Annotated in this window: 16 protein-coding genes and 2 other annotated features; all 16 genes read right to left on the bottom strand. The window is 42.2% G+C overall.

All coding sequences use genetic code 11. The annotated features are described in order from the left end of the window. Positions 1-359: 359 nt before the first annotated feature. The 16 genes from rpoB to gltX all read right to left on the bottom strand — a co-directional run bounded on the left by rpoB (position 360) and on the right by gltX (position 15,635). Positions 360-3,920 (bottom strand): DNA-directed RNA polymerase subunit beta, encoded by a 3,561-nt coding sequence (gene rpoB / locus HRJ06_RS18745; protein WP_174734508.1) that lies wholly within the window; start codon positions 3,918-3,920, stop codon positions 360-362. A gap of 245 nt (positions 3,921-4,165) precedes the next feature. Next, positions 4,166-4,768 (bottom strand): class I SAM-dependent methyltransferase, encoded by a 603-nt coding sequence (locus HRJ06_RS18740; RefSeq protein WP_174734507.1) that lies wholly within the window; start codon positions 4,766-4,768, stop codon positions 4,166-4,168. 209 nt (positions 4,769-4,977) lie between these two features. Next, positions 4,978-5,340 carry a 50S ribosomal protein L7/L12 gene (rplL, locus tag HRJ06_RS18735; protein ID WP_174734506.1) on the bottom strand — a complete coding sequence of 121 codons (363 nt, stop codon included), beginning with the start codon at positions 5,338-5,340 and terminating at the stop codon, positions 4,978-4,980. Between the two features lie 57 nt (positions 5,341-5,397). Continuing rightward, a complete protein-coding gene (gene rplJ, locus HRJ06_RS18730; RefSeq protein WP_174734505.1) occupies positions 5,398-5,898 on the bottom strand; it encodes a 50S ribosomal protein L10 in 501 nt (166 codons plus the stop codon). Positions 5,899-5,930: 32 nt separating this feature from the next. Next, positions 5,931-6,072 (bottom strand) — a sequence feature (ribosomal protein L10 leader region). Between the two features lie 48 nt (positions 6,073-6,120). Beyond that, entirely contained in the window at positions 6,121-6,819 is a 699-nt protein-coding gene (gene rplA, locus HRJ06_RS18725) for a 50S ribosomal protein L1 (RefSeq protein ID WP_174734504.1), read from the bottom strand. Between the two features lie 267 nt (positions 6,820-7,086). Next, positions 7,087-7,512 carry a 50S ribosomal protein L11 gene (gene rplK, locus HRJ06_RS18720; RefSeq protein ID WP_174734503.1) on the bottom strand — a complete coding sequence of 142 codons (426 nt, stop codon included), beginning with the start codon at positions 7,510-7,512 and terminating at the stop codon, positions 7,087-7,089. Positions 7,513-7,680: 168 nt separating this feature from the next. After that, positions 7,681-8,214, bottom strand: a complete 534-nt coding sequence (gene nusG / locus HRJ06_RS18715; protein ID WP_174734502.1) for a transcription termination/antitermination protein NusG — start codon at positions 8,212-8,214, stop codon at positions 7,681-7,683. Between the two features lie 254 nt (positions 8,215-8,468). Further along, on the bottom strand, positions 8,469-8,651 hold the full coding sequence (gene secE, locus HRJ06_RS18710; protein WP_174734501.1) for a preprotein translocase subunit SecE: 183 nt from the start codon (positions 8,649-8,651) through the stop codon (positions 8,469-8,471). A gap of 55 nt (positions 8,652-8,706) precedes the next feature. Then, positions 8,707-8,850: a 50S ribosomal protein L33 gene (rpmG, locus tag HRJ06_RS18705; RefSeq protein ID WP_174734500.1), complete on the bottom strand. Its 144-nt coding sequence runs from the start codon at positions 8,848-8,850 to the stop codon at positions 8,707-8,709. A gap of 160 nt (positions 8,851-9,010) precedes the next feature. After that, positions 9,011-9,661: an RNA polymerase sporulation sigma factor SigH gene (gene sigH, locus HRJ06_RS18700; RefSeq protein ID WP_174734499.1), complete on the bottom strand. Its 651-nt coding sequence runs from the start codon at positions 9,659-9,661 to the stop codon at positions 9,011-9,013. Positions 9,662-9,728: 67 nt separating this feature from the next. Then, entirely contained in the window at positions 9,729-10,238 is a 510-nt protein-coding gene (locus HRJ06_RS18695; RefSeq protein ID WP_174734498.1) for an NYN domain-containing protein, read from the bottom strand. Between the two features lies 1 nt (position 10,239). Further along, positions 10,240-10,977, bottom strand: a complete 738-nt coding sequence (gene rlmB / locus HRJ06_RS18690) for a 23S rRNA (guanosine(2251)-2'-O)-methyltransferase RlmB (protein ID WP_174734497.1) — start codon at positions 10,975-10,977, stop codon at positions 10,240-10,242. Continuing rightward, on the bottom strand, positions 10,974-11,399 hold the full coding sequence (locus HRJ06_RS18685; RefSeq protein WP_174734496.1) for a Mini-ribonuclease 3: 426 nt from the start codon (positions 11,397-11,399) through the stop codon (positions 10,974-10,976). The genes rlmB and HRJ06_RS18685 overlap by 4 nt, the downstream gene beginning before the upstream one ends. A 4-nt stretch (positions 11,400-11,403) precedes the next feature. Continuing rightward, complete coding sequence (gene cysS, locus HRJ06_RS18680; protein WP_174734495.1) at positions 11,404-12,804, bottom strand: cysteine--tRNA ligase; 1,401 nt, start codon at positions 12,802-12,804, stop codon at positions 11,404-11,406. After that, positions 12,785-13,453: a serine O-acetyltransferase gene (gene cysE / locus HRJ06_RS18675; protein WP_174734494.1), complete on the bottom strand. Its 669-nt coding sequence runs from the start codon at positions 13,451-13,453 to the stop codon at positions 12,785-12,787. The genes cysS and cysE overlap by 20 nt, the downstream gene beginning before the upstream one ends. 428 nt (positions 13,454-13,881) lie before the next feature. After that, positions 13,882-14,110: a binding site (T-box leader), on the bottom strand. A 70-nt stretch (positions 14,111-14,180) separates the two neighbouring features. After that, the gene (gltX, locus tag HRJ06_RS18670) at positions 14,181-15,635 is read right to left on the bottom strand and encodes a glutamate--tRNA ligase (RefSeq protein WP_174734493.1); all 1,455 of its coding nucleotides are present in this window, start codon (positions 15,633-15,635) and stop codon (positions 14,181-14,183) included. Positions 15,636-15,646 lie beyond the last annotated feature (11 nt).

Raw genomic sequence — 15,646 nt, 5'->3', positions numbered from 1 at the left:
TAACCATTAAAGCGCAGAGCGCCTGCCTATCGGCGACAAGCTTAAGACGAGCGCTGACAGAAGGCGTTCTTTGCCTTCAGAAGCGATTGGCTTAAGATCTCGAGCCGATGGCGCTCGGAGCTAGATAAACTAAAAGCACAAGCGTCATGATCAGCCCCGACAAGCGCTGGAGGAACAGAGGGGGAAGTCGTTCTTTGACTTCCTCGGCTGGTCCGAAGCGACTCGAGGGGCTTGACGCTGGAGCTAGATATACTTAAAGCGCAGAGCGCCTGCCTATCGGCAAAACACTTGCTATAAATACTAGAGTTACGCCCACCAAAGATCGGTTTCTCGGGCGGGCAGAAACTGCTAGTTAAATGTTATTCCCTTGTACCAACCTTTTCTGAATCAGCACCCTCTGTTTCAGGTGAAATAGTTAACGATTCAGCGTGCTGCAGTTCTTCATCATCTTCCAGGTCGCGCATTTCAATTTCTTTTTCATCGCCTGATAGAATCTTTACATCCATGCCAAGGCTCTGCAATTCTTTCATTAATACTTTAAAGGACTCAGGAACACCAGGTTCCGGAACATTTTCCCCTTTAACAATTGCTTCATAAGTCTTCACACGGCCAACAACATCATCAGACTTCACTGTTAAGATTTCTTGTAAGGTGTAAGCTGCTCCATACGCCTCAAGTGCCCAAACCTCCATCTCACCAAAACGCTGTCCGCCAAACTGGGCTTTACCACCTAGTGGCTGCTGCGTTACTAATGAGTACGGTCCTGTAGAGCGGGCATGCAGCTTATCATCTACCATGTGCGCAAGCTTGATCATATACATTACCCCGACGGATACACGGTTATCAAAGGCATCACCTGAACGGCCATCGTAAAGAACAGTTTTAGCGTCTCTTGCCATACCTGCTTCTTCAATAGTCGACCAGACATCTTCTTCTGTTGCTCCATCAAAAACAGGTGAAGCAACATGTATGCCAAGGTAACGTGCAGCCATTCCGAGGTGTAGTTCAAGCACCTGTCCGATATTCATACGTGATGGAACTCCCAGTGGATTTAACATGATATCAACTGGTGTACCATCTGGAAGGTACGGCATATCTTCTTCAGGAAGGATTTTAGAGATAACCCCTTTGTTACCATGGCGTCCGGCCATCTTATCTCCTTCAGAAATCTTACGCTTCTGAACAATATAGGCGCGGACAAGCTGGTTTACACCTGGCGGAAGTTCATCGCCATCTTCCCGGTTAAACACTTTTACATCCAAAACAATTCCGCCGCCGCCATGTGGGACACGGAGTGAAGTATCACGCACTTCACGCGCTTTTTCACCGAAGATTGCATGCAAAAGACGTTCTTCAGCCGTCAATTCAGTTACACCTTTAGGGGTTACTTTACCGACAAGCAAATCTCCGTCTTTTACCTCTGCGCCCACTCGGATAATTCCACGATCATCCAGGTTGCGAAGCGCATCTTCACCAACGTTTGGAATGTCTCGAGTAATTTCCTCTGGCCCTAATTTAGTGTCGCGCGATTCAGACTCATATTCTTCAATATGGATAGAAGTATAGACATCATCTTTGACTAGGCGCTCACTCATAATGATGGCATCCTCGTAGTTATAACCATCCCACGTCATAAAGGCTACAAGAACATTTCTTCCTAGGGCAAGCTCACCTTTTTCCATCGAAGGTCCGTCAGCAAGGATTTCACCTTGAACTACACGGTCTCCAACACTGACAATTGGGCGTTGATTATAACAAGTTCCCTGGTTGGAACGAATAAATTTAAGCAAGCGATACCGATCAAGATCACCTTTAACTTCTTGTCCATCAACAATACTGATACGGCGAACTCTAACTTCACGTGCTTGTACATGCTCAACAATACCTTCATGCTTACAAATTACAGCAGCTCCAGAATCCTTTGCAGAGACATGTTCCATTCCTGTTCCTACTCTAGGTGCTTCCGGCTGCAATAAAGGCACAGCCTGACGCTGCATGTTCGCGCCCATAAGTGCACGGTTAGAGTCATCATTTTCAAGGAAAGGGATACAAGCTGTTGCAGCTGATACGACCTGTTTAGGTGATACATCCATGTAGTCAACGCGATCGCGGCTAACGACGGTGTTTTCACCCCGGAAACGAGCGATAACTTCATCATCCACAAATGAACCGTCTTCTGATAAAACGACATTAGCTTGGGCAACTACATAGTTATCCTCTTCATCAGCTGTTAAGTAATCGAATTGGGTTGTCACTTTACCTGTTTCAGGATCAACACGACGGTAAGGAGTTTCAATAAAACCAAACCTGTTAACCTTTGCAAAGGTAGAAAGTGAGTTAATCAAACCAATGTTTGGTCCCTCTGGCGTTTCGATAGGACACATACGGCCATAGTGGGAGTAATGAACGTCACGCACTTCAAATCCGGCACGCTCACGTGTTAGTCCACCGGGCCCTAATGCAGATAAACGCCGTTTATGTGTAAGTTCTGCCAACGGATTTGTTTGATCCATGAACTGAGAAAGCTGAGAGCTTCCAAAGAATTCTTTAATGGATGCAATAACCGGGCGAATATTAATTAGTTGCTGTGGTGTAATCGTGTTTGTATCCTGGATGGACATTCTCTCACGTACAACACGCTCCATACGGGATAACCCGATACGGAATTGGTTTTGGAGAAGCTCACCTACTGAACGAAGGCGACGATTACCCAAATGGTCGATATCATCTGTATCTCCAACCCCATGTAGGAGGTTAAAGAAATAGCTGATAGAAGAAATGATATCTGCAGGCATAATATTCTTAATCTGCTCAGGAACAAAAGCATTTCCAAGCACATTAATTACTTTCTCTCCATCACCCTCTGGTGCATAAATCCTTATAGATTGAAGAGGAATATCTTCTTTAATTACGCCGCCGGCAGGGTTGAAACTCTTAAACCCTACATTCTTTTCAAGATGCGGAAGGATTTTATCCAGCGTACGGCGGTCAAGAGTCACGCCTTTTTCAGCGATAATTTCCCCTGTTTCTGGATCAGCAAGCGTTTCCGCTAGACGCTGACCAAATAAACGGTTTTTAATATGAAGCTTTTTGTTTATTTTATAACGTCCAACGCTAGCAAGGTCATATCTTTTTGGATCAAAGAATCTTGATAGCATTAAACTTTTCGCATTTTCAACGGTTGGCGGTTCACCAGGGCGCAAACGCTCATAAATTTCGAGCAGTGCTTTTTCCGTACTTTCGGTATTATCCTTCTCAAGGGTATTACGAATGTACTCGTTATCCCCAATAAGATCGATAATTTCTTGGTCGGACCCAAACCCAAGTGCACGCAAAAGAACCGTAACAGGCAGTTTCCTCGTACGATCTATCCTTACATATACAACCTCTTTGGCATCTGTTTCATATTCAAGCCAGGCGCCGCGGTTTGGAATCACAGTAGCAGTAAAGCCTTTTTTACCGTTCTTATCCAATTTTCCGCTATAGTACACGCTCGGTGAACGTACTAGCTGTGAAACGATGACCCGCTCGGCACCATTGATCACAAAGGTACCTGTTTCTGTCATTAATGGGAAGTCTCCCATAAACACATCCTGGTCCTTCACTTCGCCTGTCTCTTTATTTACAAGACGGACTTTTACACGTAAAGGCGCAGAGAAAGTAACATCTCTTTCTTTCGATTCTTCAACTGGATATTTCGGTTCGCCAAGGCTGTAATCGATAAATTCCAGCGATAAGTTACCAGTGAAGTCCTCAATTGGAGAAATATCCTGAAACATTTCCCTAAGTCCCTCATCAAGAAACCATTGGTAGGAAGCTGTTTGGATTTCAATTAAGTTTGGTAAATCCAGAACTTCACTGATACGAGCGTAACTTCTCCGTTGGCGGTGTCGTCCATACTGAACTAGTTGACCTGTCAACTGATTCACCCCTCAAATCAAGCGTTATTGGTGCATCTATCTGCCTTACCCATGGAATTGCTGCCATTTCATAAGACAAAAAGAAAAAGGGTTTTTAACTCAAAAACCACATTTTTCTAAACGAACTATATTTTGTTAGCATTGCCTTATACAACCAAAATTATACAACTTTCGTCGTTTTTAGCAATTTATCCAGAATATAATATATTGGCATTTTATAATGTTAACATAGTGGATTTTCTTCGTCAAACTTTTTTAGCCCTAATGATAAAATAACCCTTCTTTTTTAGCACAATTTGTGCATCACCGAAAATCTCAGTGATTTTATCCACTGCAGAAGGGGCCCCTTGTTTTTTTTGAAGCACAGTCCAAAGTTCACCTTCACTTGTTAGATGTTCATAGCTCTGTTCAAAAATCTCATGAACTGTTTGTTTCCCGGCTCGGATTGGCGGATTCGTGAGAATAGCATCAAAGTTTGATTCAGCTATTCCGGTTAACCGGTCACTCTCGTAAACCTGTACATTATTAATACGGTTAATTTCGGCATTTTCTTTTGCAAGGGACAATGCACGGCTGTTTACATCTACCATATGAACCTTAGCGTTTGGATACGCCTTTGCCAGGCTTAGACCGATCGGTCCATACCCGCAGCCTACATCCAGTAACAAACCGTCCATCTTATGGGCTTCATAGGTTTCGATAAGCAAACGAGAACCATAGTCTACTTCTTTTTTTGAAAAAACCCCATTATCTGTTTTAAACCTAAGGTTTGAACCTTTCAGTTGAAACTCCCAATACAGCGGATCACTCTCGGTATTTGGGTTCCGGGTATAGTAATGGTCTGGCATGAAGCCACCTCCACAGAGACATTTTACAAGGGAAGCTCTTTAAATCTTTTGATTAGGCTGAATCTATGACCCGTTAAAGAAAATCAAGCAACGTTTTAAAAATAGCATGCAGCTATTCTATTTATTGCTTAAAACCTTCACTATTAAACAGTCTATTTTTAAAAAGTGAAAAAAAGCCCGCTTATATAGCGAGCTTTTTTACAAATTTATTACTTAACTTCAACGTTTGCTCCAACTTCTTCAAGCTTAGCTTTAACTTCTTCAGCTTCTTCTTTAGAAACGCCTTCTTTAACTGCCTTTGGAGTGTTGTCAACAAGATCTTTTGCTTCTTTAAGACCAAGACCTGTGATTTCACGTACAGCTTTGATAACTTTGATTTTTTGGTCGCCTGCACTTGCAAGAACAACGTCAAATTCAGTTTGCTCAGCAGCAGCGTCGCCAGCTACAGCTCCACCCATTGCTACAGGAGCAGCAGCAGTTACTCCGAATTCTTCTTCGATTGCTTTTACTAGGTCGTTAAGTTCTAAAACAGTCATAGTTTTAACTGCTTCAATGATTTGTTCTTTAGTCATGATTAATGTTCCTCCTTAGATAATGTTTTCATTTATTGTATAACCGATAAATTTAACTTACGCGCCTTGTTCTTCTTTCTGTTCTGCAACGGCTTTTGTAACAAGAGCCAGGTTGCGCATAGGAGCTTGAAGAACGCTGAGTAGCATAGACAGCAAACCTTCGCGTGATGGCAGATCTGCAAGAGCCTTAATCTCCTCAACTGTTGCAAGGTTTCCTTCAATTACACCAGTTTTAATTTCAAGCGCTTCATGCTTCTTTGCGAAGTCGTTTAAAATTTTAGCAGGGGCAACTACATCATCATTACTGAATGCAATAGCATTTGGGCCAGTAAAAGATTCGTTTAATCCAGCAAGCTCTGCAGCTTCAGCCGCGCGGCGAGCCATTGAGTTTTTGTAAACTTTGAACTCGATCCCAGCTTCACGAAGCTGCTTACGAAGTTCTGTCAATTCTGAAACGTTCAAACCACGGTAATCAACAACAATTGTTGAAACACTAGTTTTTAGTTTTTCAGAGATCTCGTCTACGATTTGTTTCTTTTGTTCGATAGCACTGCTCATCCTTACACCTCCTGTAGATTCTCTCATTCATACCAGGCAATAAAAAACCTCTGTGTCCATACAGACACAGAGGCAGTATACAATAGTCAATTTGACTTGTTATCTATCGTATGACCTCGGCAGGGAATTAAGCATAGATGCTCCTGCTGTCTGCGGTACAAATGTTATTTTATTTTAGCAACAAGATACATTATACATAATGCAAATCGTTGTGTCAATCAGTTATTTCGCAGTTACTGTTGATGGGTCAACTTTTACACCAGGGCCCATTGTAGAAGCAACTGTTACGTTCTTCATGTATGTTCCTTTAGCTGCAGCAGGTTTTACTTTTAACAGCGTATCATAGATCGTGTTAAAGTTTTCAACAAGCTTAGCGTCCTCGAAAGATGCTTTTCCGATTGGAACATGGATGTTACCAGATTTATCAACGCGGTATTCAACTTTACCGGCTTTGATTTCGTTAACTGCTTTAGTTACATCAAATGTAACAGTTCCAGTTTTAGGGTTTGGCATTAAGCCTTTAGGCCCTAATGTACGGCCAAGCTTACCAACTTCACCCATCATGTCCGGAGTAGCAACGATTACATCAAATTCAAACCAGCCTTGGTTGATTTTATTGATAAATTCAGCATCTCCAACATAGTCTGCACCAGCAGCCTCTGCTTCTTTTGCTTTTTCGCCTTTAGCGAATACAAGTACACGTTGAGTTTTACCAGTTCCGTTTGGAAGCACAACTGCTCCGCGGATTTGCTGGTCAGCTTTCTTAGGGTCAACGCCCAAACGGAATGCTGCTTCAACAGTTGCGTCAAATTTAACAATGCTTGTCTTTTTCGCAAGGTCAATTGCCTCATTGATCGCATATGCTTTCGTGTTATCTACAAGCTTAGCGGCTTCGATATACTTCTTACCTTTTTTCGCCATTTCGATATTTCCTCCTTGATTGTGGTTTTAGCGGAATAACCTCCCACGATGTAAAGCGCAGATGCCTGTGTACAGGCATCGGAGCTAGACATACGAAAAGCATTGAGGACCATCGGCTTTATTACAAACCGACCGCCTCGCTGCTAGACCTATACGAAAAGTGCAGGCGCGTTTTTTAGCGCCGTGCCCTTGGACAGAATAAAGGTTGCGAGTGAATCATATTCAGCACCGCAACCTCAATCAGTCCCTTGCATCAGAAACACGCAATTAGTCTTCGATAACGATTCCCATGCTGCGTGCAGTACCTTCAACCATTAGCATAGCAGCTTCAACGCTGGCAGCATTTAGGTCAGGCATTTTTGTTTCAGCAATCTCGCGTACCTTGTCGCGCTTTACTGTTGCTACCTTATTACGGTTAGGTTCACCAGAACCAGACTCAATACCAGCTGCTTTCTTAAGAAGAACGGCAGCAGGAGGAGTTTTCGTAATAAATGTAAATGAACGGTCTTCGAATACCGTGATTTCAACAGGAATAATTAAACCAGCTTGATCAGCTGTGCGAGCATTAAACTCTTTACAGAATCCCATGATGTTAACACCTGCTTGACCCAATGCTGGACCAACCGGCGGCGCTGGATTTGCTTTACCAGCAGGAATTTGCAATTTAACCAACTTAATTACTTTTTTAGCCACGAGACACACCTCCTTAAAGTCCGTGATGTGGTAATAGGGTTTTTACCCTCCCACTCATATGAGTCTTTATATGAAATAAAGAACTAGTCAAATGTTCTTCTCTTTATCGAGAGATACTGACCTATGAAATATTACCACTTTTTAAATTTGATTTCAAGTTTTTTCGAGTTATATTTTTTTGATCTGTGCAAACTCCAGTTCAACCGGGGTATCCCGGCCAAACATATTGACGAGAACTTTTAGTTTTGCTTTGTCATTGTCAATCTCTTCAATCGTACCTGTAAAGTTTGTAAACGGTCCTTCACTAACCTGAACCGTCTCGCCTAATTCAAAGTCGAGTTCAGTCCGTCTTTCTTCAACACCCATTCTCTTCAGAATCATAGCAACTTCCTCTGGAAGAAGTGCTGTTGGCTTGGAGCCTGATCCAGCGGATCCAACAAACCCAGTTACACCCGGCGTATTCCGGACAACATACCATGAATCATCTGTCATCACGATCTCGACTAGAACATACCCTGGGAATGTCTTTCGTTTTACTACCTTCTTTTTGCCATTCTTGTAATCAGTCTCTTCATCTTCAGGTACAATAACCCGAAAAATTTTATCCTGCATTCCCATTGATTCTACACGCTTTTCAAGATTTGCCTTAACTTTATTTTCGTAACCTGAGTACGTATGAACAACATACCAATTCTTTTCCATTCAAGAGGACTAAGCGTCCTTCCCTCCCTACACAATTGTTATTAAGCGCAAGCGCCTTCGGAACAAATTTTGTTCCATGATAATTAAACAGTAAGCAGACCTAATTTTGCGGATTGTCATGCATTCATAGGCCTGCTTTAAGACAAACGCAAAATAACAAAATTCGTAAATTTAAACCAAATGAAAAAACCCGTTATCCGGGCTTTACGAACAATTCCTGCATTATTCTCCATTATACCATGAGATGGCAGGTGTTATTCAAGAATAAAACGAATCAAATTAGAGATGCCTAGGTCAATTACAGCAAAGAATACAGCTACGAAAATGACAGTGATTAAAACAATGATCGTATAACGTGTTAATTCCTTGCGTTTCGGCCAACTGACTTTTCTCATTTCGCGAGCAACTTCAGGGAAAAACTTTGTGATGCGTTGCATGTTCAAACCTCCAACTTATGGGGATACCAAATGATCTATTTATAATGGTGTGTTGTTATTTCGTTTCCTTGTGGACTGTATGAGCATTGCAAGTCTTGCAGAACTTTTTAAGCTCTAAGCGTTCTGCGAGATTCTCTTTATTAGAAGTATAATTGCGAGACCCGCACTCCACACAAGCAAGAATAACTTTTACTCTCATATGACACCTGCTTACAGTTAGCATAGCAGCGGAAAACAAAAGCCGATAACTAACCTTTATTCTATCATTTATATCTATAAAACTTTAACATGGCTGATATTACGTGTCAATAAGAGCAAGCCTGTTTAAAAGGCTGTTTCATGGCGGGTTTAGGCATAAATCAAATGGAGATCTCTCTTATTTCCAGGTATCTTTCGAGTTTTCGTTTAACTCGCTGAAGAGCATTATCAATTGATTTTACATGCCGGTTTAATTCTTCGGAAATTTCCTGATAGGATTGTCCGTCAAGGTAAAGCGCCAAAACTTTTCTTTCAAGATCACTTAAAAGCTCCGCCATTTTAACCTCGATTTGGTCGAATTCTTCCTGGTTAATTATTAGTTCTTCAGGATCCATTACTTTTGCTCCTGACAGTACGTCCATCAGGGTTCGGTCCGATTCTTCATCATAAATAGGCTTATCCAGTGAGATGTAGGAGTTGAGCGGAATATGTTTCTGTCTAGTGGCTGTTTTAATCGCAGTAATAATTTGTCGAGTGATACATAGTTCTGCAAACGCTTTAAAAGAAGTGAGCTTGTCCTCTTTAAAATCCCGAATGGCTTTGTATAATCCTATCATGCCTTCCTGAACGATATCTTCTTTATCTGCTCCGATTAAAAAATATGACCTTGCTTTGGCACGCACAAAATTACGGTATTTATGTATCAAGTAATCTAGTGCTTCACTTTCTCCTTTGTGAACTGCTTCCACAATAAACTCGTCTTCTAATTCAGCGTACTTTGAATTGGTTTTAGCCCTGAAGTCAATATTCAAACAGATCCCCCCGCCGCTTCCATAGATAGAAATATTATACAGCAGGAATTTTTTAGGCGTCAACTGCTCATTTATCGCCTCTGCGCCATTTTTCAAAAGTTTCTGCCACTTTATCACTCAGAGGAATCTTGCTAACAGGACGTTTCTGCTGAATATGGCGAACTCTTTTTTCAATCCTGCTTTCAACAATATTTATTTCTGTCAGCAGTTCCCTGGCAGACTTTCTTAAGGCGCCTTGTCCAAAAATGGCCCATTGCTCAGTGAAGTCTGAAGTGGCTACATGGATCTGTGTCACCCGGTTATTCAGCTGAATTGCCAATTTCTCAATTCGCTCATCAGCCGTTTCTCCCTCTTTAGTAAAGATAACATCAACCTTATAATTTTTATATTTCGTTTCTGTACCCGTAACAAAGTGGGCATCAAAAATGACAATGACTCGATAACCAGTGTACGCTTGGTATTCTGCCATTTTTTCAATAAGACGATCTCTGGCCGCTGATAAATCCCTGACTTTTAATTGGGAAAGCTCTGGCCAAGCTCCAATAATGTTATATCCGTCTACAAGGAGGATATCCATTTTATTTTCCTATAGGATGACGCTTTCGGTAAACCTCATACATCAGCAAAGCCGCAGCAACTGAGGCATTTAACGAGGTTACCTTGCCAGCCATTGGCAGATTGATAAGAAAGTCACATTTATCTCTGACAAGCCTGCCCATTCCTTTCCCTTCACTGCCAATTATTAATCCAAGCGGAAGTGTCCCATCGAAGGTTCGATAATCTTCTTTGCCTGACGCATCTGTTCCTGCGATCCATACTCCTCTTTCTTTCAAATCCTCGATTGTCCTGGCCATATTTGTAACCCGGACGACCGGTATATATTCTATAGCCCCTGTGGAAGCTTTCGCTACAGAAGCGGTCAAGCCAACAGACCTGCGTTTAGGAATAATGATTCCGTGAGCTCCGGTGGCATCGGCCGTTCTCATAATTGAGCCGAGATTATGCGGATCCTCTATCTCATCAAGAAGCAAGAAGAATGGTGACTCATTTTTCTTTTCTGCCGCTGCAAATAGGTCATCTAATTCTGCATATTGATAGGCTGCAACATGCGCTATAACACCCTGGTGGTTACCCTCTGACATTTGATCAATTTTTTTCTTAGGGACGAATTGCACAATTACATTTGCTTCTTTTGCAAGGGCAACGATTGGCTGCATACGCTGGGACCCTTCAGCGATTAAAATTTTATTAATATCCCGGCTGGATTTAAGAGCTTCGATTACAGGGTTTTTTCCAATAATAGTTTCTTCATTCATCTAGTTGTTCCTCCCTTTTCATCTTCAACAATAGCAATAGCAGCAGTGATCAATTCCTCCAGCCGTTCATGTTCCTCACCCAGATATAAATAACCAATTAGTGCTTCAAACGCAGTACTGTGCCGATAAGTTTGTACATCCGTATTTTTAGGAATCGTACCTGATTTGGCGTTGCGGCCCCTTTTGGCGATTGTTATTTCCTGCTCTGACAATCTACCGCTGTTCATCAGCTGAAACAGGATACGGGATTGTGCTTTTGCAGAAACATACAACGTTGCTTTTCGATGGAGATCATTTGGACGGACTCTGCCGGATTGCAGTAGGTGGTGCCGTATATGCAGTTCATACACGGCATCGCCCATATAAGCTAGAGCCAGACTGTTCAGCTGTTTTTCATCAACATTTTTTTCATAAGGAAGCATTCGGTCAGCCTCTTTTCCATCTGATGCCCTGAGGAGTATCTTCCAAAATCACATTCATTTCCTTCAATTGATCACGGATCTCATCTGCAAGCTGAAAGTTACGTTCTTTCCTAGCTTGAATTCGCTTAGCAATCAATGCCTCAATTTCTTCATCAAGCAACTCAGTTTCTGTTTCTAAAGATAAACCGAGTACACTAAATAGCTGTTCGTATTCATTAATAAATTCTTTAATCACAGACTCAGCTGTATTCTTCTCCAATAAATACAGATTTGCCAGTTTAGAAAGATCAAATAAAACAGAAATAGCATTTGCAGTATTAAAATCATCATCCATTGCAGCAATAAACTGTTCGTGCAAAGCAGTGATCTTTTTTCCCCACTCCTGGTTGTTGTCAGTCAGCCCTGAACTTGCCTCCAGCCTGTGCTTTAAGTTATGGTACGATGTTTTCAGCCGATCAAATGCAGCCTTCGTGGTACTCAGCAGCTCTTCACTGTAATTAACCGGATTGCGGTAATGAACAGAGAGCATGAAAAACCTTAGCACCTGCGGATCATGATTCTTTATAATATCGTGAACCATTACGAAGTTGCCAAGTGACTTGGACATCTTTTCATTATCAATATTAATATAACCGTTATGCATCCAATATTTCGCAAATGGTTTTCCTGTCAGCGCTTCCGACTGGGCAATTTCATTTTCATGATGCGGGAACGCTAGATCCTGGCCGCCGGCATGAATATCGATCGTATCACCGAGATATTTCCTAGCCATCGCAGAGCATTCAATGTGCCAGCCTGGGCGCCCGCTTCCCCAAGGACTTTCCCACGATATTTCACCTTTCTTTGCCGCTTTCCATAGTGCAAAGTCTAGAGCATCTTGCTTTTTCTCACCCACTTCAATCCGGGAGCCAAGCCTTAATTCGTCTATTGATTGATGAGAAAGTTTACCGTATCCATTAAACATTCTCGTCCGATAATAGACATCTCCGCCTGATTCATATGCATAGCCTTTTTCAATGAGTGCAGCAATAAAGTCAATGATTATGTCCATCGTTTCTGTTACCCTGGGGTGAACATCTGCTTTTTTGCAGCCTAGTGCCGAAACATCTTCAAAGTAGGCATTGATAAACCGTTCGGCAATGGAAGGCACATCCTCACCTAATTCGTTAGCGACGCGGATTAATTTATCATCCACATCTGTGAAGTTAGAAATATATTGAACATCATACCCTCTGAATTCAAAATAACGACGGACTGTATCGAATACAATAGGAGGACGAGCGTTACCGATATGAATATAATTATATACGGTTGGCCCGCAAACATACATTTTGATTTTTCCCTCTTCAAGAGGAGTGAATTCTTCTTTTTTTCTAGTGAGTGTATTATAAATTTGAATTGGCATTTACTTTACTCCTTTCTGCCTTCAAATCATTAAGTTCTTTGTTTAACTTCTGCAATTCTGCCTCGATTTCTTTAAACCGGTCGCCGCGAGGATCAGGAAGATTGCAGTGATCTAAATCAATCCGCTTTCTAACTCCGTCCTGAACTACCACTTCTCCAGGTATTCCAACGACGGTGGAGTTTGGCGGTACATCTTTTAGCACAACAGAACCTGCCCCTACCTTCGAATTTTCCCCAATAGTGATCGAACCTAGTACTTTCGCTCCCGTAGCAATCAAAGCATTATCCATTACGGTCGGATGGCGCTTGCCCTTTTCTTTGCCCGTCCCTCCAAGTGTGACACCTTGAAAAATAGTTACATTATCGCCGATTTCACATGTTTCCCCAATAACTACTCCCATGCCATGATCGATAAAAAGCCTTCGGCCGATTTTAGCACCTGGATGAATTTCTATACCCGTAAAAAAACGGCTAATTTGAGAGATTAAACGGGCTATAAAAAAGAATTTTCGTTTATAACATGCGTGTGCAAACCGATGAGCCCAAATTGCATGCAGCCCCGAATAAGTCAAAATGACCTCAAGAGATGTTCTAGCCGCTGGGTCTTGTTCAAAAACAACTTCAATGTCTTCCTTTATCAACTTGAACATACTTCTCCTCCTCCTCCCTCAAAAGCACAAGCGCCTCGATCAGCCCTGACAGGCATAAGACGAACACCGCAGGAAGTCGTTTTTTGACTTCTGAAGGGGTTTGGCTTATGACCCGAGGGGCTAGGCGCTGAAGCTAGATATAACAAAAGCACAAGCGCCTCGATCAGCCCCGACTGCCCGAAATGTAGAGCCGCCTGGTTAGCTTCGACAAGTGCTGCAGGGCCAGAAGTTAAAGTCGTTCTTTGACTTCATCGGCTGGACCGAAGCAATCTCGAGAAGCTAGGCGGCGCCACTAGACTGGCATAAGACGAACACCGCAGGAAGTCGTTTTGTGACTTCTGAAGGGGTTTGGCTTATGACCCGAGGGCTAGGTTGGTTTATGGCTGGGTTAAAAGTTTTAAACATAATAAAAAGCGCCTCCGTCAAATGACAGAGACGCTGAATGCGCGGTTCCACTCTGTTTAGGCCATTATTGCATTGCCTCAACTTAAACCTGGTAACGGGCGGTCCCGCCCTGATCTACTTGGAAGATAGCTTCCTTTCGGCCAGGGGCTCTGAGGTGCATTTCAAAAAACAAGGGGCTTAAACCACTTTCAGCCGATGATGGTTCTCTCTAAAAAGCTTTGTTTTTTTACTTATCCTCTTCAACACTTTGAATTATAAAAATGAATTACTCTTACTATATTATACTTTTTCCGATCTGTTAACCAAAAAAATCGAAATAATATTATTGAAGTAAGTTATTTAGACGTTTTTTTATCTTCTCTCTGCCGAGGAGCTCCATAGCTAGAGGAAGATCCGGCCCATGTGTCTGCCCAGTAGCCGCAGCACGAACAGGCATAAATAGCTGTTTTCCTTTATAGCCAGTAGATTTTTGAACCGCTTTTAATGCTGCTTTAATACCTGCAGCATTAAATTCAGGTAATGCTTCAATTTCGGTGAGGAATGCCTCCAGTACTTCCGGAACCTGTTCTTCTTTTAAAACAGCGTCAGCTTCTGCTTCATAGCTGATCTCATCCTTAAAGAACATATCTGTCATCTCAACAATTTCTGCACCGTAACTCATTTTCTCCTGGAATAAAGAAATCAGGCTCTTAACCCATCTGCTTTCCTCTTCCGTACGGCTACGGCTCACTCTTCCCGCCTCTTCTAGATGAGGGAGAGCAAGGTCAACCACTCTTTCAAGCTCTACCTTTTTCATGTATTGGTTGTTCATCCAGCTTAGCTTTTGCTGATCGAATAATGCTGGAGATTTAGATAAACGTTCAGGATCAAAGATATCGATCAGTTCGTTCTTAGAAAAAATCTCCTCTTCCCCGGCCGGAGACCAGCCAAGCAGGGTAATGAAGTTGAATAATGCTTCAGGAAGATAACCGAGATCCTTGTATTGCTCGATAAATTGGATAATCGATTCATCCCGTTTGCTTAACTTTTTCCTGCTCTCATTCACTATTAATGTCATATGGCCAAATACAGGTATGTCCCAATTAAGAGCCTCATAAACCATCAGCTGTTTAGGTGTGTTGGAGATATGATCATCTCCGCGCAGAACATGTGAGATTTTCATGAGGTGATCATCAACGGCAACCGCAAAATTGTAAGTTGGTGTACCATCTTTTTTCACCATTACCCAATCGCCTATTCCCTCAGATTCAAAAGAAACCATCCCTTTAACCATGTCCTCAAACTCAAATGATCTACCCTGAGGGACTTTGATCCGAATGCTTGGCTGGCGTCCTTCCTGTACTAGAGCCTCCTGCTCTTTTTGAGTCAAGGAACGGCATCTCCCGGAATATTGCGGAGTTTCATTTTTAGCTAATTGTGCCTCACGCTCCGCCTCTAACTCCTCCTCCGTGCAGTAACATTTGTACGCCTTGCCGTTCGCCAACAGCTCTTTATAATATTTCTCGTAAAGGTCATTACGCTCGGATTGTCTGTACGGACCATACTCGCCTTCTATATCTATGCTTTCATCCCAATCAATCCCAAGCCATTTTAAATAACGGAGCTGACTTTCCTCTCCGCCTGCAATGTTTCTTTTCCTATCTGTATCTTCAATACGAATAATAAATTTCCCGCCTTGATTTCTTGCATATAAATAATTGAATAACGCTGTGCGCGCATTCCCTATATGTAAATGCCCGGTAGGACTAGGTGCATATCGTACACGAATTTCTGACATGGGAATCCTCC

Source organism: Mesobacillus harenae (assembly GCF_013343715.1).
In the GTDB taxonomy this organism is placed as follows: Bacteria; Bacillota; Bacilli; order Bacillales; family Cytobacillaceae; genus Mesobacillus_A; species Mesobacillus_A harenae.
This window is presented reverse-complemented; position numbering and strand designations above follow the sequence as displayed.